Source organism: Ferrovibrio terrae (genome assembly GCF_943371255.1).
Lineage (GTDB): Bacteria > Pseudomonadota > Alphaproteobacteria > Ferrovibrionales > Ferrovibrionaceae > Ferrovibrio > Ferrovibrio terrae_B.
The window spans coordinates 1-21,729 of sequence record NZ_CALRUC010000020.1 but is presented as its reverse complement, the minus strand read 5'-3'; the positions used below and the strand labels follow the sequence as shown (position 1 = coordinate 21,729).

At 64.6% G+C, this 21,729-nt stretch carries 23 protein-coding genes, 1 pseudogene and 1 riboswitch; of the genes and pseudogenes, 14 read left to right on the top strand and 10 right to left on the bottom strand.

Going from position 1 to position 21,729, the window contains the following annotated elements; genetic code table 11:
• Window positions 1-172: 172 nt before the first annotated feature.
• On the top strand, window positions 173-538 hold the full coding sequence (locus AAG799_RS06805; protein WP_341895053.1) for a hypothetical protein: 366 nt from the start codon (window positions 173-175) through the stop codon (window positions 536-538).
• 65 nt (window positions 539-603) lie between these two features.
• On the opposite strand, the gene efp is transcribed toward AAG799_RS06805, so the two are convergent.
• Window positions 604-1,176 (bottom strand): elongation factor P, encoded by a 573-nt coding sequence (gene efp / locus AAG799_RS06800; protein WP_341895052.1) that lies wholly within the window; start codon window positions 1,174-1,176, stop codon window positions 604-606.
• A 123-nt stretch (window positions 1,177-1,299) separates the two neighbouring features.
• Between efp and epmA the strand changes: the two genes are divergently transcribed.
• The 9 genes from epmA to argE all read left to right on the top strand — a co-directional run bounded on the left by epmA (window position 1,300) and on the right by argE (window position 10,461).
• A complete protein-coding gene (epmA, locus tag AAG799_RS06795; protein WP_341895051.1) occupies window positions 1,300-2,364 on the top strand; it encodes an EF-P lysine aminoacylase EpmA in 1,065 nt (354 codons plus the stop codon).
• On the top strand, window positions 2,343-3,017 hold the full coding sequence (locus AAG799_RS06790; RefSeq protein WP_341895050.1) for an extensin family protein: 675 nt from the start codon (window positions 2,343-2,345) through the stop codon (window positions 3,015-3,017). Before epmA ends, AAG799_RS06790 begins: the two co-directional genes overlap by 22 nt.
• A gap of 128 nt (window positions 3,018-3,145) precedes the next feature.
• The gene (locus tag AAG799_RS06785; protein WP_341895049.1) at window positions 3,146-3,436 is read left to right on the top strand and encodes a GIY-YIG nuclease family protein; all 291 of its coding nucleotides are present in this window, start codon (window positions 3,146-3,148) and stop codon (window positions 3,434-3,436) included.
• Window positions 3,437-3,616: 180 nt separating this feature from the next.
• Window positions 3,617-4,945 carry a hypothetical protein gene (locus AAG799_RS06780; protein ID WP_341895048.1) on the top strand — a complete coding sequence of 443 codons (1,329 nt, stop codon included), beginning with the start codon at window positions 3,617-3,619 and terminating at the stop codon, window positions 4,943-4,945.
• Between the two features lie 300 nt (window positions 4,946-5,245).
• Window positions 5,246-5,327: riboswitch (SAM riboswitch) on the top strand.
• 65 nt (window positions 5,328-5,392) lie between these two features.
• Window positions 5,393-6,607, top strand: coding sequence for an O-succinylhomoserine sulfhydrylase (metZ, locus tag AAG799_RS06775; protein WP_341895047.1), 1,215 nt, complete (start codon window positions 5,393-5,395; stop codon window positions 6,605-6,607).
• Between the two features lie 152 nt (window positions 6,608-6,759).
• Window positions 6,760-7,830 (top strand): OmpW family outer membrane protein, encoded by a 1,071-nt coding sequence (locus AAG799_RS06770; RefSeq protein ID WP_341895046.1) that lies wholly within the window; start codon window positions 6,760-6,762, stop codon window positions 7,828-7,830.
• 241 nt (window positions 7,831-8,071) lie between these two features.
• On the top strand, window positions 8,072-8,464 hold the full coding sequence (apaG, locus tag AAG799_RS06765) for a Co2+/Mg2+ efflux protein ApaG (RefSeq protein WP_297686209.1): 393 nt from the start codon (window positions 8,072-8,074) through the stop codon (window positions 8,462-8,464).
• Between the two features lie 75 nt (window positions 8,465-8,539).
• Window positions 8,540-9,199, top strand: a complete 660-nt coding sequence (folE, locus tag AAG799_RS06760) for a GTP cyclohydrolase I FolE (RefSeq protein ID WP_341895045.1) — start codon at window positions 8,540-8,542, stop codon at window positions 9,197-9,199.
• 65 nt (window positions 9,200-9,264) lie between these two features.
• Complete coding sequence (argE, locus tag AAG799_RS06755) at window positions 9,265-10,461, top strand: acetylornithine deacetylase (RefSeq protein ID WP_341895044.1); 1,197 nt, start codon at window positions 9,265-9,267, stop codon at window positions 10,459-10,461.
• Here argE and AAG799_RS06750 read toward each other — a convergent pair.
• Window positions 10,438-11,817, bottom strand: coding sequence for a formimidoylglutamate deiminase (locus AAG799_RS06750; RefSeq protein WP_341895043.1), 1,380 nt, complete (start codon window positions 11,815-11,817; stop codon window positions 10,438-10,440). The genes argE and AAG799_RS06750 overlap by 24 nt on opposite strands.
• 62 nt (window positions 11,818-11,879) lie before the next feature.
• On the opposite strand from AAG799_RS06750, the gene hutI reads away from it, so the two are divergent.
• Window positions 11,880-13,127 carry an imidazolonepropionase gene (gene hutI, locus AAG799_RS06745; RefSeq protein WP_341895042.1) on the top strand — a complete coding sequence of 416 codons (1,248 nt, stop codon included), beginning with the start codon at window positions 11,880-11,882 and terminating at the stop codon, window positions 13,125-13,127.
• A gap of 102 nt (window positions 13,128-13,229) precedes the next feature.
• Window positions 13,230-13,577 (top strand): hypothetical protein, encoded by a 348-nt coding sequence (locus tag AAG799_RS06740; protein ID WP_341895041.1) that lies wholly within the window; start codon window positions 13,230-13,232, stop codon window positions 13,575-13,577.
• A gap of 267 nt (window positions 13,578-13,844) precedes the next feature.
• On the opposite strand, the gene AAG799_RS06735 is transcribed toward AAG799_RS06740, so the two are convergent.
• Window positions 13,845-14,630 carry a creatininase family protein gene (locus AAG799_RS06735; protein ID WP_341895040.1) on the bottom strand — a complete coding sequence of 262 codons (786 nt, stop codon included), beginning with the start codon at window positions 14,628-14,630 and terminating at the stop codon, window positions 13,845-13,847.
• A 618-nt stretch (window positions 14,631-15,248) separates the two neighbouring features.
• Between AAG799_RS06735 and AAG799_RS06730 the strand changes: the two genes are divergently transcribed.
• Window positions 15,249-16,670: an RsmB/NOP family class I SAM-dependent RNA methyltransferase gene (locus AAG799_RS06730; protein WP_341895039.1), complete on the top strand. Its 1,422-nt coding sequence runs from the start codon at window positions 15,249-15,251 to the stop codon at window positions 16,668-16,670.
• Here AAG799_RS06730 and AAG799_RS06725 read toward each other — a convergent pair.
• The 4 genes from AAG799_RS06725 to AAG799_RS06710 all read right to left on the bottom strand — a co-directional run bounded on the left by AAG799_RS06725 (window position 16,614) and on the right by AAG799_RS06710 (window position 19,865).
• Complete coding sequence (locus AAG799_RS06725; protein WP_341895038.1) at window positions 16,614-17,369, bottom strand: GMP synthase; 756 nt, start codon at window positions 17,367-17,369, stop codon at window positions 16,614-16,616. The genes AAG799_RS06730 and AAG799_RS06725 overlap by 57 nt on opposite strands.
• An 88-nt stretch (window positions 17,370-17,457) precedes the next feature.
• Window positions 17,458-17,772, bottom strand: a complete 315-nt coding sequence (locus AAG799_RS06720) for a DUF1493 family protein (protein WP_341895037.1) — start codon at window positions 17,770-17,772, stop codon at window positions 17,458-17,460.
• A gap of 9 nt (window positions 17,773-17,781) precedes the next feature.
• On the bottom strand, window positions 17,782-18,543 hold the full coding sequence (locus AAG799_RS06715) for a glucose 1-dehydrogenase (RefSeq protein WP_341895036.1): 762 nt from the start codon (window positions 18,541-18,543) through the stop codon (window positions 17,782-17,784).
• Between the two features lie 80 nt (window positions 18,544-18,623).
• A complete protein-coding gene (locus AAG799_RS06710; protein WP_341895035.1) occupies window positions 18,624-19,865 on the bottom strand; it encodes a threonine ammonia-lyase in 1,242 nt (413 codons plus the stop codon).
• Window positions 19,866-19,980: 115 nt separating this feature from the next.
• Between AAG799_RS06710 and AAG799_RS06705 the strand changes: the two genes are divergently transcribed.
• Complete coding sequence (locus AAG799_RS06705) at window positions 19,981-20,496, top strand: DUF2244 domain-containing protein (RefSeq protein ID WP_341895034.1); 516 nt, start codon at window positions 19,981-19,983, stop codon at window positions 20,494-20,496.
• A 3-nt stretch (window positions 20,497-20,499) separates the two neighbouring features.
• On the opposite strand, the gene dapB is transcribed toward AAG799_RS06705, so the two are convergent.
• The 3 genes and pseudogenes from dapB to AAG799_RS06690 all read right to left on the bottom strand — a co-directional run.
• Window positions 20,500-21,315, bottom strand: a complete 816-nt coding sequence (dapB, locus tag AAG799_RS06700; RefSeq protein WP_341895033.1) for a 4-hydroxy-tetrahydrodipicolinate reductase — start codon at window positions 21,313-21,315, stop codon at window positions 20,500-20,502.
• Between the two features lie 49 nt (window positions 21,316-21,364).
• On the bottom strand, window positions 21,365-21,568 hold the full coding sequence (locus tag AAG799_RS06695) for a hypothetical protein (protein WP_341895032.1): 204 nt from the start codon (window positions 21,566-21,568) through the stop codon (window positions 21,365-21,367).
• Between the two features lie 3 nt (window positions 21,569-21,571).
• A pseudogene (locus AAG799_RS06690) lies at window positions 21,572-21,729 on the bottom strand (molecular chaperone DnaJ); the annotation flags it as partial.

The window sequence follows — 21,729 nt, the reverse complement described above, 5'->3', positions numbered from 1 at the left end:
GTGGTGGGCGGTAAACGGTACGGTCGACTGGGGGCGGGTTTTTTCGTTGGCGCCATCAGGCACCGGGACCGGCCGGACCGCTGTGCCGCCGGTCACAGCGGCTGCTGCAGCGCAACAGGCCTGTGTCTGCGGTCACAGTTTGCTAGACTGCGGCAAAATCCGGGAGGCAGCCATGATGGCACTGGATGATGTGATCGATACCTATTGCGCGGCGTGGAACGCGCCGGATGCGGCCGAACGCAACCGTCTGCTGCGCGTGGCCTGGACGGCAGACTGCCGCTACAGCGACCCGCTGGTGCAGGATCTCGACCGTACTGCGCTGATCGCCCATATCGGCACGCTGCTGGAGAAATTTCCCGGCAGCACGATCCGGCGCAGCAGCCTGGTCGATTGCCACCACGGCCTGCTGCGTTTCGGCTTCATCCGCTATGCCGCCGATGGCAGCGTGATGCGCGAGGGCACCGATTTCTGTGGGCTGGGTGAGGGCGGCCGGCTGCAGCGCATCACCGGCTTCTTCGGCCCGCTCGCGCCCCTGTGAATCTGGCATGAAAAAACCCGCCACATCGCTGTGGCGGGTTTGTTTCGGGACGGCCGGATGCCGGCTCAGTCCTTGGCGCGTTCCATATAGGTGGCGCCTTCGCTGATGTTGATGACGATGCGCACGCCCGAGGAGACATGCGGCGGCACCATCACGCGCTGGCCGTTCTCGACGATGGCCGGCTTGTAGGACGAAGACGCGGTCTGGCCCTTCACGGTCGGCTCGGTCTCGGTGATGGCCATGATCACGGTCTGCGGCAGCGACACCGACACCGGCTTGCCGTCATACAGCGCGATCTCGACCTTCATGCCTTCCTGCAGCCACACGGCCTGTTCGCCCACCACTTCGGCCGGCACGGCGATCTGCTCGTAATTCTCGGTATCCATGAAGGTGTACATGTCGCCTTCGGCGAACAGGTAGCTGAACTCGCGGGTATCGATGAACACGCGCTCGACCGACTCGGTGGTGCGGTAGCGTTCGGTGGTCTTGATGCCGCTGCTCAGGTCGCGCAGGTCGAGCTGCATCACCGGCGTGCCCTTGCCGGGCTGGATGTTCTGCGCGGTGATCACGGCCAGCAGCTTGCCATTGATCTCGACCACGTTGCCCTTGCGGAGCTGGTTGGCATTTACCTTGGGCATGGAAGCGTATCTCCGAAAACGAATAGCGGGCCCCTACAAGGACCCGCTTGCGAAAAAACCGCGCGGAAACTATCAGGTTGGGACAGCCTTCTCAACCCGAGTCGGTGCGAAAAGTCACGTGGAATGACCACTTCCGGACAATCCGGCCCTCCGCCCTGGTGGCATCCCGAGCTTTATGCCCGCCGCCGGCCCAATCTGCTGTTGCGCCAGGCCGTCCTGGCGGCGCTGCGGTCGTGCTTTGCCGGGCTCGGATTCGTCGAGGCCGAGACCCCGGCCCTGCAGGTCTCGCCGGGGCTGGAACCGCATTTGAAGGCCTTTGCCACCAGCCTGGAGAATCCCGACGGCACGACCCGGCCGCTGTATCTGCATACCTCGCCGGAATTCGCCATGAAGAAGCTGCTGGTGGCCGGCGAACCGAAGCTGTTCCAGTTCGCACCGGTGTTCCGCAACGGCGAGCGCGCCGCCACCCATCATCCCGCCTTCCTGATGCTGGAATGGTATCGATCAGGCGCGGATTACCGCGGCATCATGCGCGACTGCGAAACCCTGCTGCAGGCGATTGCCGCCGCCACCGGGCGCAGCACACTCACCTGGCAGGGGCACACGGCCGATATCCTGCAGCCCTGGCAGTATCTCACCGTGCATGAGGCCTTTGCGCGATATGCACGACTGGATCTGGCGACCTGCATCGGCGCCGATCCGCATAACCCGGACCTCGCCGCCATGCGTGCGGCCTGCGCGGCCATCGGCGTGCGGGTCGATGCCGGCGACAGCTGGGACGATCTGTATTTCCGTGTTGCGCTGGACAGGATCGAGCCCCGGCTCGGTCTTGACGCACCCTGCATCCTGCATGACTACCCGATCCATCAGGCCGCGCTCAGCCGGCCGAAAAAAGCCGCGCCGCATCTGGCCGAGCGGTTCGAGCTGTATGCCTGCGGCATGGAACTGGCGAATGCCTTTTCCGAACTCACCGATGCCGCCGAGCAGCGCCGCCGCTTCGAGGCCGATATGGCGCTGAAACGGCGGCTCTATGGCTACGATTACCCGATCGACGGGGATTTCCTGGCCGCGCTGGAGCATGGCCTGCCCGATTGCGCCGGCATCGCGCTGGGCGTCGATCGCCTGGTCATGCTGCTGGCTGGTGCGACCCGCATCGAGGAGGTGCTGTGGCTGCCGGTTTCCGAGTAACTGCCGCCCTCGCATTGCTGCTGCTGGCCGCGGCCTGCGCGCCGCGTCCGGCCCGTCAGGCCGCGCCCTTGCCCGAACCGACGCAGCCGCCGGCCAGTTCGCAATGGATCGGCCGCGACATCATCCAGGCCGCCTGCCTCAACGATCTGGCCGCCACCGGTGCGAAATTCGAGCTGATCGCCCAGGCCGAGGCCGGCAAGGATGGCTGCACGCTGCAGAATGGCGTGCGGCTGATCGCCACCGGCGTCGAGCTGGTGCGGCCGGCGGAAATGACCTGTCCGCTGGCGCTGCGGCTGATGCAGTTCGAGAAGGAGGTGCTGCTGCCCGAGGCCCTGCGTGTCTTCGGCCAGCCGCTGAAGCAGATCAACCATGCCGGGGCGTTCACCTGCAAACGCATGACCGGCAATTCCAGCCGCATCAGCGAACATGGCCATGGCCGCGCCATCGACATCTGGGGCTTCGTGCTGGCCGATGGGCGGCGCGTTTCGGTGGCCGATCATTTCCGCAGCCAGGGCCGCGAGGGGCAGTATCTGCGCGGCGTGAACCGCGAGGCCTGCCGCTTCTTCGCCGTGGTGCTCGGCCCCAATGCCGATGCGGCGCATGCCAAAAGCTTCCACTGGGATATCGGGCCCTGGAACCGCTGCGGGTCTTAAAAGCAATTTTGCCGTTACACAGACCGTCACCCTCGGATTTATTCCGAGGGTCCATCCCAACCCTCCGCACCTCGGAACGCGCAGATGGACCCTTGGGACAAGCCCAAGGGTGACGGTAGAATTGTGGTATGGCCGGTGGTTGGGTCTACATCATGACCAACAAACCCAATGGCACGCTCTATATCGGCGTGACCAGCGACATTGCGCGTCGGGCATGGGAGCATCGTGAGGGCGTCGTTGATGGCTTCACCAAACGATATGGTTTGAAGTGCCTCGTTTATTTTGAGGCCCATGACAGTATCGAAGTGGCGATCCGGCGCGAGAAGACGATGAAACTATGGCCGCGCCAATGGAAATTGCGGACGATTACCGCGGCTAATCCAGAATGGCGCGACCTGTTCGACACACTGAATGCCTAGATACTCAAAGACCGTCACCCTCGGATTTATTCCGAGGGTCCATCCCAACCCTCCGCACCTCGGAACGCGCAGATGGATGCCCGGCACAAGGCCGGGCATGACGGTTGGAGGGAGTGCGGAGGGCAGAAAGGGGAGAATGTTCCCATTTCGTATTCATCCGGGGCGGGCTAAACTCGTGTCATGAGCCCGCCGCCCCGTTCCGACGCCGATATCGCCGCCCGCAAGGCCTGGGCGGCCTCGTCGCTGCGCTTCCTCTATCTCGACCTGAACAGCTTTTTCGCCAGCGTCGAGCAGCAGGACAACCCGGCCCTGCGCGGCAAGCCGATCATCGTCGTGCCGGTGATGAGCGACACGACGTCTGCCATCGCCGCCTCCATCGAAGCCAAGACCTTCGGCATCAAGACCGGCACGCCGGTCTGGGAGGCCAAGCAGAAGTATCCCGGCATCGCCATCGTCAATGCGCGGCATGACCGTTATGTCGAATTCCATCATCTGGTCGAGGAAGAGATCGACCGCCATATCCCCGTCTACAAGACCTGGTCGATCGACGAGGTCTCCTGCGAACTGATAGGGCCCGAACGTCTGAAAGACAACGCCATCGCGCTGTCACGCCGCATCCGTGCCGGCCTGCTGGCCAATCTGGGCGACTGTGTGCGCTGCTCGATCGGCATCGCGCCCAATCAGTTCCTCGCCAAGCTGGCCAGTGACATGCAGAAGCCCGACGGCCTCACCGTGATCGAGGGTCATGAGCTGCCGGACCGCATCCTGCCGCTCACGCTGCGCGACCTGCCCGGCATCGGCCACAACATGGAAGTGCGGTTGAATGAGGCCGGCATCAACAGTATCGCCCAGCTCTGGGAGATGAAGCCTGAAGAGGCGCGCCGCATCTGGGGCAGCAAGGAAGGCCCGGCTTTCATCCAGCGCCTGCGCGGCATCGGTGATTACAGTCAGACCGACGCGACCCGCAGCCTCAGCCACGAACATGTGTTGCCGCCGCAGTTCCGCGACGCCGAATCCGCCCGCCTGATCCTGCGCCGGCTGGGCGTGAAGGGCGGCGCGCGGCTGCGCCGGCTTGGCTTTGTGGCCGGCAACCTCGGCATCAAGGTGCGGTTCGATGACGATACGCGCTGGGCCGCCGATTTCCGCCTGACCCAGACGCAGGACAATTTCGTCATCCTCGATGCCATCGCCCGGCTGTGGGCGCAGATGCTGGTCGAGACGAAAAAGCCGCGCGGTCGCTATATGAAGGTTGGCATGTGGCTCTCCGGCCTGGTGCCGAAAGACGCGGTGACACTCGATCTGTTCGGCGGCGCATCGGGTCTGGAGCAGGATGATGCCGAAGCGGCCGCCAAGCGTGCCCGGCTGTGGAGCGCCATGGATAAGCTGAACCAGAAATACGACAAGAAGGACACGGTGCGGATCGGCCCGCTGCCCAGGCACAAGTCCGATTTCATGGGGGCCAAGATCGCCTTCAACCGTATCCCCAAGAAGGAAGAGTTCAAGGAATAGGGCGCCGGCGCCGGCCGCGGGATTGTCCTGGATATTGTCATTATTTTCCTATATAATCTTATAATGTTCCATTTCTATGCGATTCTATGGAAATCAATGACTTGGGCATGCCGCGAACTCCAACGAACCCGAACGAACCCGAACGAACCCGAACGAACCTCAACGGACCCCAACGAACCCGAACGAGCACCCAACGGACCCGAGCGGACCTCAACGAACCTGAACCAGCCCAGCCGGCCATGGAGGCGTTTCGGACTTGACGAGTATGGCCCTCGCGCCGTATCACGCTGCCACGCCATTTTCTGGCGCCGTGGTGATTTGGAGCCGACCGGCTTGCGGACCACGTAAAACAAACCGCTAAAGAGGTCGGGCGGTTTGTCAAAAAACCCCGGACCTCATGGTGCCGGGGTTTTTTGTTGCCTGCGGGGCAGGCCGGAAGAGGGTGTGATGAGCAAGAACGAGAGCGAGAAGTCCTGGCGGCTGGCCACCCAGATGGTGCGCGGCGGTACCATGCGCAGCGAGTTTGGCGAAACCTCCGAGGCGATCTTCATGACCTCGGGCTTCCGCTATGACAGCGCCGAGGCCGCCGAGCGCCGCTTCAAGAATGAAGAGCCCGGCTTCGTCTACAGCCGCTTCGGCAATCCCACGGTCGAGATGTTCGAGCAGCGCATGGTGCTGCTGGAAGGCGCCCAGGCCGCGCGCGCCACCGCCACCGGCATGGCCGCGGTGAATGCCGCGCTGATGTGCCAGCTCAAGGCCGGCGACGAGGTGGTGTCGGCGCGCGCCGTGTTCGGCTCCTGCCGCTACATCGTCGAAGACCTGCTGCCGCGCTTCGGCATCAAGACGCATCTGATCGACGGCACCGATCTCACGGCCTGGGAACGCGCGGTCAATGCCCGTACCAAGGTGGTGTTCCTGGAAACGCCGGCCAATCCGACGCTGGAGGTGATCGACCTGCCGGCCGTCGCCGCCATCGCGCACAAGCATGGCGCCCGCGTCATCGTCGACAATGTCTTCGCCACCCCGGTGCTGCAGAAGCCGTTGCAGCTCGGCGCCGATATCGTGGTTTATTCCGCCACCAAGCATATCGACGGCCAGGGCCGCTGCCTCGGCGGTGTGGTGCTGGGTTCGGAAGACTTCATCGTTAACGAACTGACGCCCTATCTGCGCCATACCGGCCCGGCGCTCAGCCCGTTCAACGCCTGGGTCATGCTGAAAGGGCTCGAAACCCTGGAACTGCGGGTCAGCCGGATGGTCGAGTCGGCCGCCAGCCTGGCCGACCAGTTGGCCGGACACCCCGGCCTGGCGGCGCCGACCAATGTGCCGGCGCTGCTGTATCCGGGCCGCAGGGATCACCCCCAATATGCCCTGGTCGAGCGCCAGATGTCGGCCGGCGGCAACATGCTTGCCTTCCGGCCCAAGGGCGGCAAGGCGGGGACGTTCCGTTTCCTCAATGCCCTGAAATTGGTGGATATCTCGAATAATCTGGGCGATTCAAAAAGTCTGATCACACACCCGGCTACCACCACGCACCAGAGGTTGAGTCTGGAGGAGCGGGCCCGGCTCGGCATCGGCGAGGATCTTGTGCGTCTCTCGGTAGGCCTGGAAGACGCCCGGGACCTGGCCGAGGATATCGCCCATGCGCTTGAAAAGGCCGGCTAAATCTGTTGCCAATATGCCACAGCCGGGCATTATTGGTCCGCATCGGAGATGAACGCGTGCGGCCCGCGTTCAGTCGCTGGTATAGTCCGTCCCGGTTGAGGCGTGCCCAGCCGCGGGGCGCGGCCGGAAAATTTTTCGTTGAGGAGATTCGCATGAACATCCGTGTTGCTCTGCTGGCTGGTGCCGCCCTGTTGGGTCTGGCTTCCACTCCGGCGCTCGCGCAAGGCAATGGCTTCTATACCGGTTTGGCAGGTGGTGCTAACTGGCTGAACGAGAGCACCGTCTCCGGCGGCGGCGCGTCGAATGATGTCGATTTCGATCTGGGTTATGGCCTGCTCGCCAAGCTCGGTTACGGCTTCATGGACAACTTCCGCACCGAACTCGAACTCGGCTATCGCAGCAACGATATCGACAGCACCAGCGCCGCCGGCGTGAATGCCTCCGGTGACGTCAATGCCTGGACGGCCTTCGTCAACGGTTACTATGACTTCATGCCTAAGAGCCAGTTCAATCCCTTCGTTGGCCTCGGTCTCGGCATGGCGCGTGTGAATGTCGACAGCGCCCGGGTCAATGCCACTCGTGTGATTGACGACCATGACACTGTGGCTGCCTATCAGGGCATCGTCGGTGCGTCCTACGCCCTGGCCGATAATTGGCTGCTGACCGCTGACTATCGCTACACCGCCAGCTTCTCGGATCTCGATCTGCGCAGCACGACGGGCACCAAGGTTGAAGCCGAATGGTCGAACCATGCCGTTATGCTGGGTCTGACCTATCGTTTCGGCGCGCCGGCCAAGGCGATGCCGGCCGCTGCTCCGGCTCCGATGCCGGTCGCAACCCCGGCTCCGGCCCCGGCTCCGGCCGCTGCTCCGGCTCCGGCGCCGCGTGCACCTGAGACCTACATCGTGTTCTTCGCTTTCGATAAGTCGGATATCAGCCCGGTTGCGGCGCAGGTGCTTGATCGCGCCATCGCCGATTACCGCGCCACCGGTTCGACCAATGTGCGCATCGAAGGCAACGCCGACCGTTCGGGCAAGAACGACTATAACCTGAAGCTCTCGCAGCGTCGTGCCAGCTCGGTCGCCGCTTACCTGAGCTCGAAGGGTATTGCCCAGAACGCGATCCAGACGGTTGCCAACGGCGAAGAGAAGCCGCGTGTGCCGACCGCCGATGGCGTCCGCAACGACGAGAACCGCAACGCGCAGATCTACCTGCGCAAGTAAGCATCAGTCTTTCCGACTATGCGCGGCCGCCCCGAGAGGGGCGGCCGTTTGCATTTCGCGGGTGTCACTTTCCGGGCGGTTGCGGCCCCGGCCGCAACCGCAGCGCGGCACCGGGGGCAGATCACGATGCTGTTCCAGTCGCTTGGCTGGACATTCCGCCCCGGGCTCCTAATATCCTGAAAGACGATGGCCAAGGACTGGAGCTGGGCTTCGGCCCGGCGGCGCATCGGAGTTAAGTCAGATGTACAGCACGAAAACACACGATATCTCGGTCACGGTCCAGCCGGTCTATCTCGACGAGCAATCCTCGCCGGAAGAGAGCTATTTCGTCTGGGCTTATAACGTGAAGATCGAAAACAGCGGCACCGATACGGTGCAGCTGCGCAGCCGCTACTGGAAGATCACCGACGCACGCGGCCGGGTGCAGGAAGTGCGCGGCCCCGGCGTGGTCGGCGAACAGCCGGTGCTCGCGCCGGGCGACAGCTTTGAATACACCAGCGGCACGCCGCTGCCCACTTCGTCGGGCTTCATGGTCGGCACCTACCAGATGGTAACCGAGGCCGGCGAGCAGTTTGACGTGGCGATCCCGGCCTTTTCGCTGGACAGCCCGCATGAGGCGCGCCGCGTCAATTAATCGAATGGATTGATCCAGGGCCGGGGCAGTGACGTATCCATTGGCCCGCCACAGGAATGCCCGAAGGAGTCTACCGTGAGCACCGCTGCCCAATCTCAAACTAAGCAGGCCGTCGCCAAGGCGAATGACGAAAGCAAAGTCCAGCGCCCGAACCGGACCGAGGCCGAAGAGGCTGTGCGCACCCTGATCCGCTGGGCCGGCGACGATCCGACCCGCGAGGGTCTGCTCGGCACGCCCGATCGCGTCGTGCGGTCCTATGACGAATTCTTCGCCGGCTATCATGAAGACCCGGTTGGCATGCTCGAGCGCACTTTCGAGGAAATCGACGGTTACGACGAGATGGTGGTGCTGCGCGACATCCGGCTGGAAAGCCATTGCGAGCACCATATGGTGCCGATCATCGGCAAGGCGCATGTCGCCTACCTGCCGGGCAAGCGCGTGGTCGGCATTTCCAAGCTGGCCCGTGTGGTCGAGGTCTATGCCAAGCGGCTGCAGATTCAGGAAAAGCTCACCGCCCAGGTCGCCAATACGCTGCAGGCCGTGCTGCAGCCGCGCGGTGTCGCCGTGGTGATGGAAGCCGCGCACCAGTGCATGACCACGCGCGGCGTGCACAAGCATGGCGTTACCATGGTGACCAGCCGTATGCTGGGCGCCTTCCGCGACGATCCGCGCACCCGGCAGGAATTCCTCTCGATGATTGGCAGCAGCGGTGGCGTCCGCGGCATGGACGACTGAACCAATTGATTGGTCACGAATCATTCGCTGTTGACCGGGGCTGTCTGGCGTCCTAAACCGACTGGATGACCTCTCCTAGCCAGGCTTCCCTCGACTGGATCGCCCGGCTGGTCGGTTTCGATACCACCAGCCGCCTGTCCAACCTCAATCTGATCGACGACATCGCCGGATACCTGGCGCAGCACGGCGTCGCATCGGAGAAGATTTTCGACGCCACCGGCAAGAAGGCCAATCTTTACGCCACCATCGGACCGAAGGATGTCGGCGGCATCGTGCTGTCGGGCCATACCGACGTGGTGCCGGTAGATGGCCAGCCCTGGACCAGCGACCCGTTCAAGATCGTGCAGCGCGGCGAGCGCCTGTTCGGCCGCGGCACATCCGACATGAAGAGCTTCATCGCACTCTGCCTGGCGCTGCTGCCCGAGATGCTGGAGCAGCCCTTGAGCGTGCCGCTGCATTTCGCCTTCTCCTATGACGAGGAAGTCGGCTGCATCGGCGTGCATGGCATCGTTGAATTCATCAATCGTGGCGGCCCGATGCCGAAACTCGCCATCATCGGCGAGCCGACCGACATGCAGGTGGTCAACGCGCATAAGAGCGTCTGTGCCTGCAACACTCTGGTGCGCGGTTTCGAGGCGCATTCATCGGCAATCCATCAGGGCGTCAATGCCGTCCAGATGGCGGCCGAGCTGATCGCCGAGATGAACCGCATCCAGGTGGAATACCAGAAGCCCGAGCATCAGGATGCCCGCTTCGAGCCGCCCTTCACCACCATCACGGTGGGCGAGATTCATGGCGGTACCGCGCGCAACATCCTGGCGCGCGAATGCCGGCTGGCCTGGGATATCCGCAGCGTGAAGCCGGAGCATGACACAGTGATTCTGGAGGCCGTGAAGCGCTATGCCGCGGAAGAACTGGTGCCGAAGATGCAGCGTATCCGGCCCGAGACCGGCATCGACACCGACATGGTCGCCTATGCGCCGGCCTTGCTGCCGGCCGAGCGCAATCCGGCCGAGACGCTGGCGCTGAAACTGGCGGGCCAGAACCAGACCCATGCGGTGTCTTACGGCACCGAGGCCGGCATTTTCCAGATCGGCGGCGTGCCGGCGGTAGTCTGTGGCCCGGGCAATATCCGCGAGGCGCATAAGCCCGACGAGTATATCGAACTCAGCCAGGTGGCTGAGGGCGAGGCCTTCCTGCGCCGCCTGATCGCCTTCTGCCGCGAACCCGGCAGCCGCTCATTCCTGGAGCAGGCGGCCTAGGGCCTTGCGATAAGCGGCACCGAGGCTGTCGCTGCGGACGTGGCGGCCCTGTTCGACCACGCGGTTGCCGGCGACATAGACGTCGCGGATCGCTGAACGTGCCTGGTTCGCGAAGATCCAGGCATCCAGCGCGGCATCGCCCCGCCGTGCCGCCAGGCTCGGCGCATCCTTATCCAGCAGCACGAAATCGGCGCGATGGCCCGGCGTGATGGCGCCCATCGGCTGGCCCAGCGCCTGCGCGCCGCCTTTTGCGGTCGCCTCGAACAGCCGCCGTCCGGTCGAGCGATCGGGTGCGCCGGCCAGCAGCGTGCGGCTGCGCCGCACCAGACGCTGGCCGTATTCCAGCAGCCGCAGGTCTTCGGCCACGGACACACTGATATGGCTGTCGGAGCCGATGCCGATACGGCCTCCGGCCGCCAGGTATTCCACCGCTGGAAACAGGCCGTCACCAAGATTGGCTTCGGTGGTGGGGCAGAGGCCGGCCACCGCCTGCGACACCGCGAGCCGCAGCATTTCGTCTTCACCCAGATGCGTGGCATGCACCAGACACCACCGCTTGTCCACGATGCCCTGGTCGAGCAGCCATTGCACCGGGCGTTTGTCTGACCAGGCGATGCAATCGTCTACCTCGGCGGTCTGCTCGGCGATATGGATATGGATCGGTGCCGCCGTATCGATGCCGTTCAGTGCCGCGATGCCGTCGCGCAGCAATTCAGGCGAGACAGCACGCAGACTATGCGGCGCGATGCCCAGCCGGCGGTCGCTGCGGTTGCGCAGGGCCGGTGCCAGCAGCTCCAGCAGCCGCGCATAGGCATCGGCGTCATGCAGGAAGCGGCGCTGGCGCGGCTGCGGCGCCACACTGCCGAAGCCGCCATAGCGATACAGCACCGGCAGATGGGTCAGGCCGATGCCGGTGGTATCGGCGGCGGCGATCACGCGCCGGCTCAACTCGGCCGGATCGTCATAGGGCGTGCCATCGGGCTGGTGATGCACATAGTGGAATTCGGCGACGGCGGTGAAACCCGCCTCCAGCATCTCGGCATACAGCTGCCCGGCAATTGCCTCGATATCCTCCGGCGTCAGCTTCGCGGCAAAGCCGTACATGGTCTCACGCCAGGTCCAGAAACTGTCTGCGCCCGGGCCGCTGCGCTCGGCCAGGCCGGCCATGGCGCGCTGGAAGGCGTGGCTGTGCAGGTTGGGAAGGCCGGGCAGCACCGGGCCATCGAGCAGCGTGGCCGTGGCATCCGCAGACTTCGGTGTTGCCCGTGCGATCAGCCCGGTCGCATCCACGGCGACCAGCACATCGTCGTGCCAGCCATCGGGCAACAGGGCGTGGCGCAACAGGAAGCGGCGCATGACGGGGTCTCCCAACTTGTATATATAAGTTGGCAGAAACGGCAGTGAGGCGAAAGGCACAGATGGCCGATACCTGGGACAGCGTCTGGCGCGGCGCCGATCTCGCCACCATGCAGGCTGGCAGCGCGGATGGCTTTGGTGCCATCCATAATGGCGCCATGGCGCTGAAAGACGGCCGCATCGCCTGGATCGGCCCTGCCGATGCCCTGCCGCAGGATGGCATCGGACGCGATACCGCCGTGCATGATGTCGGCGGCGGCTGGATCACGCCCGGCCTGATCGATTGCCACACGCATCTGGTTTATGGCGGCGATCGTGCCCATGAGTTCGAGTTGCGGCTGAATGGCGCGTCTTACGAAGAGATCGCGCGCGCCGGCGGCGGTATCCGCTCCACCGTGACGGCGACGCGCGCTGCCGACGAAGCCACGCTGCTGGCGCGGAGTGAAAAGCGGCTGCGGCCATTGCTGGCCGAGGGCGTCACCACGCTGGAAATCAAGTCGGGCTATGGCCTCGATATCGACAATGAACTGAAGACGCTGCGGGTCGCGCGGCAGCTGGGCGAGAAATATCCGCTGCGCGTGCGCACCACGCTGCTGGCCGCCCATGCGCTGCCGCCGGAATTTGCCGGCAATGCCGACGGCTATATCGATCTGGTCTGCGAGCAGATCATTCCTGCCGCCAAGCAGACTGGTCTCGCCGATGCGGTGGACGCCTTCTGCGAGACCATCGGCTTCACGCTGGAACAGACACGGCGGGTTTTCGAGGCGGCGCGCAAGCATGGCCTGCCGGTGAAGCTGCATGCCGAGCAGCTCAGCAACATGAACGGTGCCGCGCTGGCGGCAGGCTTCCAGGCATTGTCGGCTGATCACCTGGAATATCTCGATGACGCCGGTGTGCAGGCGATGGCGAAAGCCGGCACCGTGGCCGTGCTGCTGCCCGGCGCCTTCTATATCCTGCGCGAAACCAAACTGCCGCCGATCGACCTGCTGCGCCGCCATGGCGTGCCGATCGCCATCTCCACCGACTGCAATCCGGGCACCTCGCCGGTCACCTCGCTGCTGCTGATGCTCTCCATGGCCTGCACCCTGTTCCGCCTGACCCCGGCTGAGGCGCTGGCCGGCGTGACGCGGGAGGCTGCCCGGGCGCTCGGCATGGCCGAGTCGGTTGGCACGCTGGAAGCCGGGAAAATGGCGGATTTCGTGGTCTGGGATATCGCCCGCCCGGCCGCGCTGGCCTATCAGGTTGGCCTCAACCCGTTGCGCCAGGTCGTGTTCGCGGGCCGGCCGGTTTCACTCCGCCCGCCGCGTTAACCACGACAAAAGCCACGTTGCGCTGGAACGGACGGGGCCTATATCCTGTTAGGGACGCAGGCGCGCGTGATTCTCCCGGGTGCCGTTAGCGGAAGGTGATGTATGAGCGACTGGCTCTATGTGATGGGTGGCGGCATTGTCCTGCTGTGGCTGGGCGCCTGGCTGCTGCTGCATCTGGGCAATTTCGAGCAGCGCATCAGCCAGATGCGGATGACGCTGGAAGTGCGCATGGGCGCCATCGAGAAACAGTTCACCGCCTATAACAAATTCTTCGCCGACAACGAACGCGCCTCCCAGCTCACCTACAGCGAGCTGAGCGATATCAAGAGCGATATCACCGAGTTGAAGACCCAGCTGGATGAAGTGAAGCGCGCGATCAATGTGCTGGAAGTTGCGGTCAACGACCTCAAACTGCGCAGCAATGCCCGCAGCAACCTGCGGATCGTCTGATACCGCAAGCATGCTTTTTGGAAAGACGAAAAGGCTGAAGCTGGGGGAATGCTGTAAGGCGCTGAATGATGCCCTTACGGTGCCGCACAAATCGCATTTCTTTGAAGAAGATAGCGGCATCTACTATGTAACAATCGGCGCAGTGCAGGTCGACGGTGAGACTGCCTGGCTAGATCAAGCCTTGCGATACTGCCCATTCTGCGGTGCGTCAGTGCAGACTGATGAACAGATACAAGAACTCGCGCAAAAGTCTGCCCCCTTAAAACACTAAAGGTCCATCCAGAGCAGGCGCATATCGGCGACAATCTCGTCGACGATGGCGCCCAGCAGGCGTTCGCCTTTCTCCGCGGTTGCCGTGGTGGCATCGCCGGTGGTGCCGGTGCGGTTCACGATGCCGCCGGCACGCTCTTCCGGCGTGAAGCGCAGCGGCCGGCGTAAAGAGAGCAGGCGCGGTTCGTCGGTGCCGTCGATGAAATCATCGTCATCCTCATCGCCGGCCATCTGTTCCAGCCGGTCGAGCCGCACCAGCGCCGGCGCGATGGCGAGCAGCAGCGAGGTGTTGCGCTCGTCGAGGTCTTCGGCCGAGGCGGTGGTGCTGCCGAGGCGGGGCAGGTCGGCAGTTGCAATACGGATGCCGTGACGCTGCAGGATGGTCTGTGCCGCCAGCCTGAGCGGAGCTTCCGTGGCGATGCCGTTGTTGAGCAGCAGGATGCGCTCGGCGCCATGACGCAGATAGCCTTCGATGATTTCGGTCACCAGGGCCTGGAAAGTGTCGGCCTCGATATGCTGGCTGCCGGGGTAATCCATGAAGGCCGGCTGGAACCCCTGGCTTATGCAAGGCGCAATCAAAACGGGAAGACTGGCCAGCAGGCGTTCTGCCACCACTTCCACCACCAGGCGGTCGGTACCGAGCGGCAGATGCGGGCCATGGGCGCGGGCGGCGGCCCCGATCGGGATCACAACGGGCAGTCCGTCGCCGATCAGGTCGGCGGCGTCGACCCAGGTGAGGTCGGCCAGGCGGAAGCCGGAACGGGGCAGGGAGGAAGCGGTCACGGGAGGGTAACGCGGATCAGCGGTGGAAGGTTCGCCAAAGCTTAGCATGGCGCCGGCCGGGCGGGCAGATGCTTGTGGCGCTTGTGATTGGCGGAAGCCCGGCCTATGACAGCCCAAGATCCACCCCATAACCGAGTATCTGCCGTGTCCCGCCGCCCGCCTCCCGGCCGCCCGTCTTCCGCGGGCCGCCCCCCCGCCGCCCGCTCTGGTGCTGCCCGTCCTGCTGCCGGCCGGGCCGGCAAACCGGCTGGTGCCCGGCCTGCCGGCAAGGCTGGCGCGAGCAGCGCCGCCAAAGGCAAGGATGGTCTCCGCAAGGATGGCCCGCGCAAGCCGGCCGGGGCCCGTCCGGCCAAGGCCAAGAGCTGGGGCGAAACCCGCAATGCCGAGCGCGAGGCGGCTCGCAAGGGGCCGCGCGCGGAGGCGCCCCGGGAAGACCGGGCCCGGCCGGAGCGAACCCGTGACGACAGGCCGCGTGCAGACCGGCCCAGAACAGACAGGCCCAGAACAGACAGGCCCAGAACAGACAGGCCGCGGGAAGACAGACCCCGGGAAGACCGGCCCCGTGATGAGCGGCCGCGCCGCGAACCCGGTGAGAAATCCTTCCGGCCGCGGTCCGATGTGAAATCTGGCGGACGGTCCGACCGCAAGTCGGCTGCATCATCTGATCGTGGCTATGGCGAGCGTTCATCTGGCGGCCGTGCAGCGGGGGAGCGTGACGCGGGAGATCGCGAGCGCCGGCCCAGCACGCTGCGTCCCGCCGGCAGCCGCAAGGTGGCCGAGGGCGCTGTCAATCTGCTGGACGCCATGTTCCCCAACCGCGAGACCGGCGACCGGGTACGGCATGCCTGGATGAAGCAGCACCACCAGCTGTATGACGCGGCCGAGCGCGAGGCGCTGATTCATATCGTCGACGAGGTGCTGCGCCTGCGCGGCCGACTCGACTGGTGGATCAGTGCCGGTAAGACCGGCCTACCGCCGGACAACCGCCTGCGTGTCGCCGCCTGGCGCATTCTGTCCTCTGGCGCCAAGACCGAAGGCCTGCTGCCGTTGTTTCCCGCGGGTGACAGTGCCATCGAGACGCTGCTGCGCCGGCTGGAAGGCCATACGCTGGAGCATCCTGATATGCCGCCGGCGGCAAGGTTCAGCGTGCCGGACTGGATCATGCCGCAGTTGCAGCGCCGCTTCGGCGCCGATCTTGATCTGGAGCTAGCGGCCATGCTGCGGCCGGCGCCGCTGGATGTGCGCGTCAACCGGCTGAAAACCACGCGCGAGGCAGCCGCCGGTGCCCTGCAGGCGGAAGGCCTGCGCAGTCAGAACATGCCGTTTTCGCCGGTCGGCCTGCGCCTGTCGCCGCAGGCTTACGTCAACAACACGCAGACCTATGCCGATGGCCTGGTCGAGCCGCAGGATGAAGGCTCGCAGCTGGCTGCCCAGCTGGTCGATGCCGCGGGCAAGAAATTCGTCGTCGATTTCTGCGCCGGGGCCGGCGGCAAGACGCTGGTGCTGGGCGCGGCGATGAAGAATGCCGGCCGGCTGGTGGCGATGGATGTCAGCAAGGCGCGGCTGGCGCAGGCCAAGCTGCGGCTGCGTCGCGCCGGCGTGCACAATGCCGAATGCCGCGAGCTGGATGGCAAATGGATCAAGCGCCATGCCGAGAAGGCCGAGCGTGTGCTGGTCGATTCACCCTGCACCGGCACCGGCACCTGGCGGCGCAAACCGGATGCCAAGTGGCGCCTGACCCCGCAGGATCTGAACGAACTGGTGCCGCGCCAGGCCGAAATCCTCGATCGCGCGGCGAGACTGGTTGCCCCCAAGGGCGGGCGCCTGATCTACGTCACCTGTTCGGTGCTGGTGGAAGAGAACGAGGATCAGGTGGCGGCATTCCTGAAGCGCCATCCCGATTTCACCGTGCTGCCGGTGACCGATGTGTGGCCGCAGACGGTGGGCGGCGCCTGTCCGGTGCCGGGACCGTATTTAAGCCTGTCACCCGGCCGCCACGGCACCGATGGCTTCTTCGCCGCGATTCTGGTGCGTCGCTGACGCAGGCGCGGCCAGCCAGCGGTCGAGAAAGCCGCTGAGCCAGGCAGCGATGCCGGCATCGTATTTGGCAAAATGCGCGCGCTGCAGGTCGCGCGCCTGCGCGCCGGGCAGCACCAGGCGATGGCCGGCGAATTTGGTCCAGCGCTGCTGGATCGCGCCAGTCACTTCCGGGTGGAACTGCAACCCGTAGGCATTGGTGCCGATGCGCATGGCCTGGTTGGGGAACCAGCCGGTGGAGGCCAGCCGCACGGCGCCGCGCGGCAGGTCGAAACCCTCGCCATGCCACTGGAAGATATGCAGCGGGTCGGGAAACAGGTCGCGGCCGCGTGGCGTGGGTTTCACGGCGTAGTAGCCGATCTCATGCCAGCCGTCCGCATGCGGCGCCACCCTGGCGCCACCGGCACGCGCCATCAGCTGGGCGCCGAGGCAGACGCCGAGATAGGGCTTGCCGCTGGCGATCACACGCGGGATGAAGTCGATTTCCTTGCGGATGAAATCCAGATGGTCGTCATTGGCGCTCATCGGTCCGCCGAAGACGATGCAGCCGGCATGGCCGCCCATATCGGCCGGCAGCTCCTGGCCCAGGCAGGGCCGGCGGATGTCGAGATGATAGCCGCGTGCGCGCAGCTGCTCGCCGATGCGGCCGGGATCGGAGCTTTCCTGATGCACGATCATCAGAATGGAAGGCATGTCCGCCATGGCGTTCATGCTGTCACTATGGCGCGATTCGCCGGGCCTGAGAAGATAACTTCGCGATCACCTGTGGCGGCAGTCACTCTGCGGCTGTCTAAAGCCATCGTTTTGCAGCAGCAATCTTCACAAGCATACCAATTGTTAATGGTTCAAATTGGTCGTCCGTAAATATTGCCTTATGCAGGGCCCTAAATCCGTTCTCGCTGTTGAAATATCGCTCGACATCAAGGCTGGTCGGGTCGACGCCAAACTGCTTTACGAATGCTTCCAGTAGGTCGATGGCATCAATGCCATCCACGCCTAGATCGTAGATAAGAGTCGTATCGTCCCCGATTGTTTTTTGTTTATGGCCGGTTTGGCCACGCACGAAAGCAATGACTTCGGCACGCAGATCAGCTGGATGCTCCATCCCGTATTTTTACTGTGCCGTAATCCCGCCATCCAGCACGAATTCCGTGCCAGTTACGAATTTCGATTCATCGGAGGCGAGATAGAGGATGCAGTTCGCCACATCGATCGGCTCGCCCAGGCGGCCGAGCGGCACCTGCGCCTCCAGCTTGGCGCGGCGGTCGGCCGGGTCGCCGCCAGCATAGATCATGGCCTGTACCATCGGCGTGTCGATGAAGGTGGGATGCACCGAGTTGCAGCGGATATCGTATTTGCGCTTGGCGCAATGCAAGGCCGTGGTCTTGGCCAGCATGCGGGCGGCGGCTTTCGAGGTGTTGTAGGCCGACATGTTATGGCCGGCGATAATCCCGGAAACGGACGAGATAATGATGATCGAGCCGGGCGCGTGCTTCTTCATGCGCGACAGGCCGTGCTTGATCCCCAGGAACGGCCCGTGCAGGTTCACATTGTGCACGAAATGCCATTCCTCGACGCTGATATCCTCGATGTTCTTCAGCACGCCGACGCCGGCGGAATGCACCATCACGTTCAGCTTGCCGAAGGCGGCCTCGACCACATCCAGGGCTGCGATCCATTGCTGCTCGTTGGTGACATCGAGATCGACGGCGATGGCATTCTTGCCGATGGCCTCGGCCACCGCGCGGGCGCCATCCAGGTTGCGGTCGGCGACGGCGACCCTGGCGCCTTCGGCGGCCAGCAGCTCGGCGGTGGCTTTGCCGAGGCCTGAGGCTCCGCCGGTGATCAGCGCGACTTTGTTGGCAACGCGGGCCATGATGTCCTCCCTGTGTTTCGGGAAGGATAGCCGGGTTTCAGGCGGGCCGGCAAACCTGCCGTAGCGGCAGGTTTTGCTGATTAATCCGGCTCTTCCACCTTGGCCGGCAGGCCGGCGGCGGCGAGCGCCACCAGCAGCTCCTTCAGATGGGCGCGGTCGCGCGCCTCGACCACGAATTCGATCTCAGTCGACTTGGCCGAGGCCAGCGTGAACAGGCGCTGATGCGCCACCTCCACGATATTGACGCCGGCATTGCCGATCACGCCGGCCGCCTTGGCCAGCCGGCCGGGCGCGTCATCGGTCATCACGATCACCCGCGCCAGCCGGCCGTCGCGCACCAGGCCGCGCATCAGCACGCTGGCGAGCAGGCGGGTGTCGATATTGCCGCCCGACAGCACGATGCCGACATGGCGGCCCCTGAACCTGGCCGGATCGGCGATCAGCGCGGCCAGGCCGGCCGCGCCGGCGCCCTCGGTTACGGTCTTCTCGATTTCCACCAGTGCGACAATGGCACGTTCGATATCGGCCTCGCGCGCGATCAGCACATCGTCGACGTAACGCCGCACCACATCCATCGGCGCGCGGCCGATATCGCGCACGGAAATGCCTTCGGCAATCGAGATGCCGCCGACCTGCACCGGCAGGCCATGCATCTCCTGATACATCGCGGTATAGAGTTCGCTCTCGACGCCGAAGATGCGCAGCTCTGGCTTCAGCGCCTTGGCGGCCACCGCCATGCCGGCGATCAACCCGCCGCCGCCGACGGGCACGATCAGATCCTGAATAGCCGGGGCCTGCTGCAGCATTTCGAGCACCGCCGTGCCCTGACCGGCCATGATGGCAGGATCGTCATACGGATGCACGAAGACGAGGTTCTGTTCCGCCGCCAGCTGTCGCGCGCGGGTGGCAGACTCCACCAGCGTATCGCCTTCGATCACCACATTGGCACCGAAGGCCTTCACATGGCGCACCTTCACATAGGGCGTGATGGTCGGCATCACGATGGTGGCGGGAATGCCCAGTCGTCCGGCGTGGTAGGCCACGCCCTGGGCATGGTTGCCGGCCGACATGGCGATCACGCCGCGCTTGCGCTCGGCATCAGTGAGCTGCAGCAGTTTGTTGAGCGCGCCGCGCTCCTTGAAGCTGGCGGTGAACTGGTGGTTCTCGAATTTCAACCAGACCTGCGCGCCGGTGAGATCGGACAGCGTGCGCGAATGCAGGCAGGGCGTTTCGGCCACGGCGCCCTTGATCCGGGCGGCGGCGGCGCGCACGTCTTCCAGCGAGATCGGGGCAAGCGCGGTCGGCGGGGCGAGGCTGGTCATCGGCGGGAACCGGGTAAACTGCGGATTGCCCACTATAATCAACCGCTTCGGCGGGGTCACTGGATATACGGGAGTTTTACTTGGCGCCGGCATCGGCCGGGTCTAGCCTTGAGCCATGACCCAGGCGGCGCGCCACGAGCCAGACCCGTTTTTCGATATCGAGCTGAAGCCCTATCGCTCGCTGGGGCCGCGTGGCTTCGCCATCCTGATCGCCTTTGTCGCCCTGCTGAATCTCGGCGCCGGAATGGCCTTCTGGCTGCTCGGCGCCTGGCCGGTTTTCGCCTTCTGCGGATTGGATGTGCTGCTGGTCTATGCTGCCTTCAAGTTCAGCTACCGCCAGCAGCGGGCACGCGAATTCATCCGGCTCGATGCCGATGCCCTGGTGGTGCGGCGGGTCGATATCCAGGGCCGGGAAAAGGTCTGGCGGCTGCAGCCCTATTGGCTGCGGGTGGATTGCGACCCCGAGGATGAGAGTGCACCGCTGCACCTGTGGAGCCACGGCCGCGCGCTGACGCTCGGTGCGTTCTTAAGCCCCGACGAACGCCGCCGGCTGGCTGAGGGTCTGCAGGACGCGCTGGTGCGCTGGCGCCAGCCGCCCGGCGCCGGGCTGCGCCCGCTGGGCAGCGCGTAAAGCCTAGCCGTTGAGGCCGAGCACATCGGCCATGCGATAGAGGCCGGGCGCCTTGCCCTTGGTCCAGATCGCCGCGCGCACGGCACCGCGCGCAAAAATGCTGCGGTCGGTGGCCTTGTGGGTCAGTTCGATGCGCTCGTTATCGGCAGCGAAGATCACGGTATGCTCGCCGGCGACATTGCCGCCGCGCAGGGCGGCAAAGCCGATATCGCCGCGCTTGCGTTCGCCGGTGATGCCGTCGCGGCCGCGGTCGGAGATTTTCTCCAGCGGCTGGCCGCGGCCGAGTGCTGCCATCTCGCCGAACATGATCGCCGTGCCGCTCGGCGCATCCACCTTCATGCGGTGATGCATTTCCACGATCTCGATATCCCAGTCCTCGCCCAGCATGGCGGCGACCTGGCGGGTCAGGCCGGCCAGGATGTTGACGCCGAGGCTCATGTTATAGCTCTGCACGACCGCACAGTGATGCGCGGCCTTCTGCAGCGCCTCGAACTGCGCCGGCTCGAACCCGGTGGTGCCGACCACATAGGCGGTTCTGCCCTGGGCGGCCAATGCCGCATGCTTGCCGACAGCGGCCGGCGGTGAGAAATCGATCACCACATCCACAGTGCCGAACAGGGCGGCGGTATCCTCGGTGATGGTCACGCCGGTGGCGCCGACGCCGGCCAGCAGGCCGGGATCCTGGCCCAGCGTCGGATTGCCCGGCTGCTCGATGCCGCCGCCCAGCGCGGCCGCGCCATTGCTGGCGGCGATTTCGCGCGTGATGGCCTGGCCCATGCGGCCGGCGATGCCGACGATGCCGATGCGGACTGCGGACATGAGATTCCCCAGAAAAGGTGTCAGTTCCGCCGCCAATATATCGGAATTGTCAGGAACTAACAGAGCGCCATGCAGAGGAGGGAATGCCGAAATCTTCTTCGGCTTGGGCGACGGCGATTTCGAATGTGTCCTGCAGATAATCGTATGTGCAGTCTTCAGAATCGAAAATGTACAGATAGTAGCCGACCGATGGATCGTATTGGATTTCAGCGCGACGAGTCGCGACCTGCTCGGAAGCGGCGGCCCATTTCATGGATTACTCGGACTTGCCGCCGAGCATCTCCTTGACCTTGTCGAAGAAGCCGGTGCTTTCCGGGCTGCTTTCCTCGCCATCCAGCTGGGAGAATTCCTCCAGCAGCTCGCGCTGGCGTTTGCTCAGCTTCACCGGCGTCTCCACCATCACCTGGATATAGA

Bases quoted from the DNA above. Each gene is read 5' to 3' on its own strand.
- AAG799_RS06805 (WP_341895053.1), top strand. From the start codon at position 173: ATGATGGCACTGGATGATGTGATCGATACCTATTGCGCGGCGTGGAAC.
- efp (WP_341895052.1), bottom strand. From the start codon at position 1,176: ATGCCCAAGGTAAATGCCAACCAGCTCCGCAAGGGCAACGTGGTCGAG.
- epmA (WP_341895051.1), top strand. From the start codon at position 1,300: ATGACCACTTCCGGACAATCCGGCCCTCCGCCCTGGTGGCATCCCGAG.
- AAG799_RS06785 (WP_341895049.1), top strand. From the start codon at position 3,146: ATGGCCGGTGGTTGGGTCTACATCATGACCAACAAACCCAATGGCACG.
- AAG799_RS06780 (WP_341895048.1), top strand. From the start codon at position 3,617: ATGAGCCCGCCGCCCCGTTCCGACGCCGATATCGCCGCCCGCAAGGCC.
- metZ (WP_341895047.1), top strand. From the start codon at position 5,393: ATGAGCAAGAACGAGAGCGAGAAGTCCTGGCGGCTGGCCACCCAGATG.
- AAG799_RS06770 (WP_341895046.1), top strand. From the start codon at position 6,760: ATGAACATCCGTGTTGCTCTGCTGGCTGGTGCCGCCCTGTTGGGTCTG.
- apaG (WP_297686209.1), top strand. From the start codon at position 8,072: ATGTACAGCACGAAAACACACGATATCTCGGTCACGGTCCAGCCGGTC.
- argE (WP_341895044.1), top strand. From the start codon at position 9,265: ATGACCTCTCCTAGCCAGGCTTCCCTCGACTGGATCGCCCGGCTGGTC.
- AAG799_RS06750 (WP_341895043.1), bottom strand. From the start codon at position 11,817: ATGCGCCGCTTCCTGTTGCGCCACGCCCTGTTGCCCGATGGCTGGCAC.
- hutI (WP_341895042.1), top strand. From the start codon at position 11,880: ATGGCCGATACCTGGGACAGCGTCTGGCGCGGCGCCGATCTCGCCACC.
- AAG799_RS06740 (WP_341895041.1), top strand. From the start codon at position 13,230: ATGAGCGACTGGCTCTATGTGATGGGTGGCGGCATTGTCCTGCTGTGG.
- AAG799_RS06725 (WP_341895038.1), bottom strand. From the start codon at position 17,369: ATGGCGGACATGCCTTCCATTCTGATGATCGTGCATCAGGAAAGCTCC.
- AAG799_RS06720 (WP_341895037.1), bottom strand. From the start codon at position 17,772: ATGGAGCATCCAGCTGATCTGCGTGCCGAAGTCATTGCTTTCGTGCGT.
- AAG799_RS06715 (WP_341895036.1), bottom strand. From the start codon at position 18,543: ATGGCCCGCGTTGCCAACAAAGTCGCGCTGATCACCGGCGGAGCCTCA.
- AAG799_RS06710 (WP_341895035.1), bottom strand. From the start codon at position 19,865: ATGACCAGCCTCGCCCCGCCGACCGCGCTTGCCCCGATCTCGCTGGAA.
- AAG799_RS06705 (WP_341895034.1), top strand. From the start codon at position 19,981: ATGACCCAGGCGGCGCGCCACGAGCCAGACCCGTTTTTCGATATCGAG.
- dapB (WP_341895033.1), bottom strand. From the start codon at position 21,315: ATGTCCGCAGTCCGCATCGGCATCGTCGGCATCGCCGGCCGCATGGGC.
- AAG799_RS06695 (WP_341895032.1), bottom strand. From the start codon at position 21,568: ATGAAATGGGCCGCCGCTTCCGAGCAGGTCGCGACTCGTCGCGCTGAA.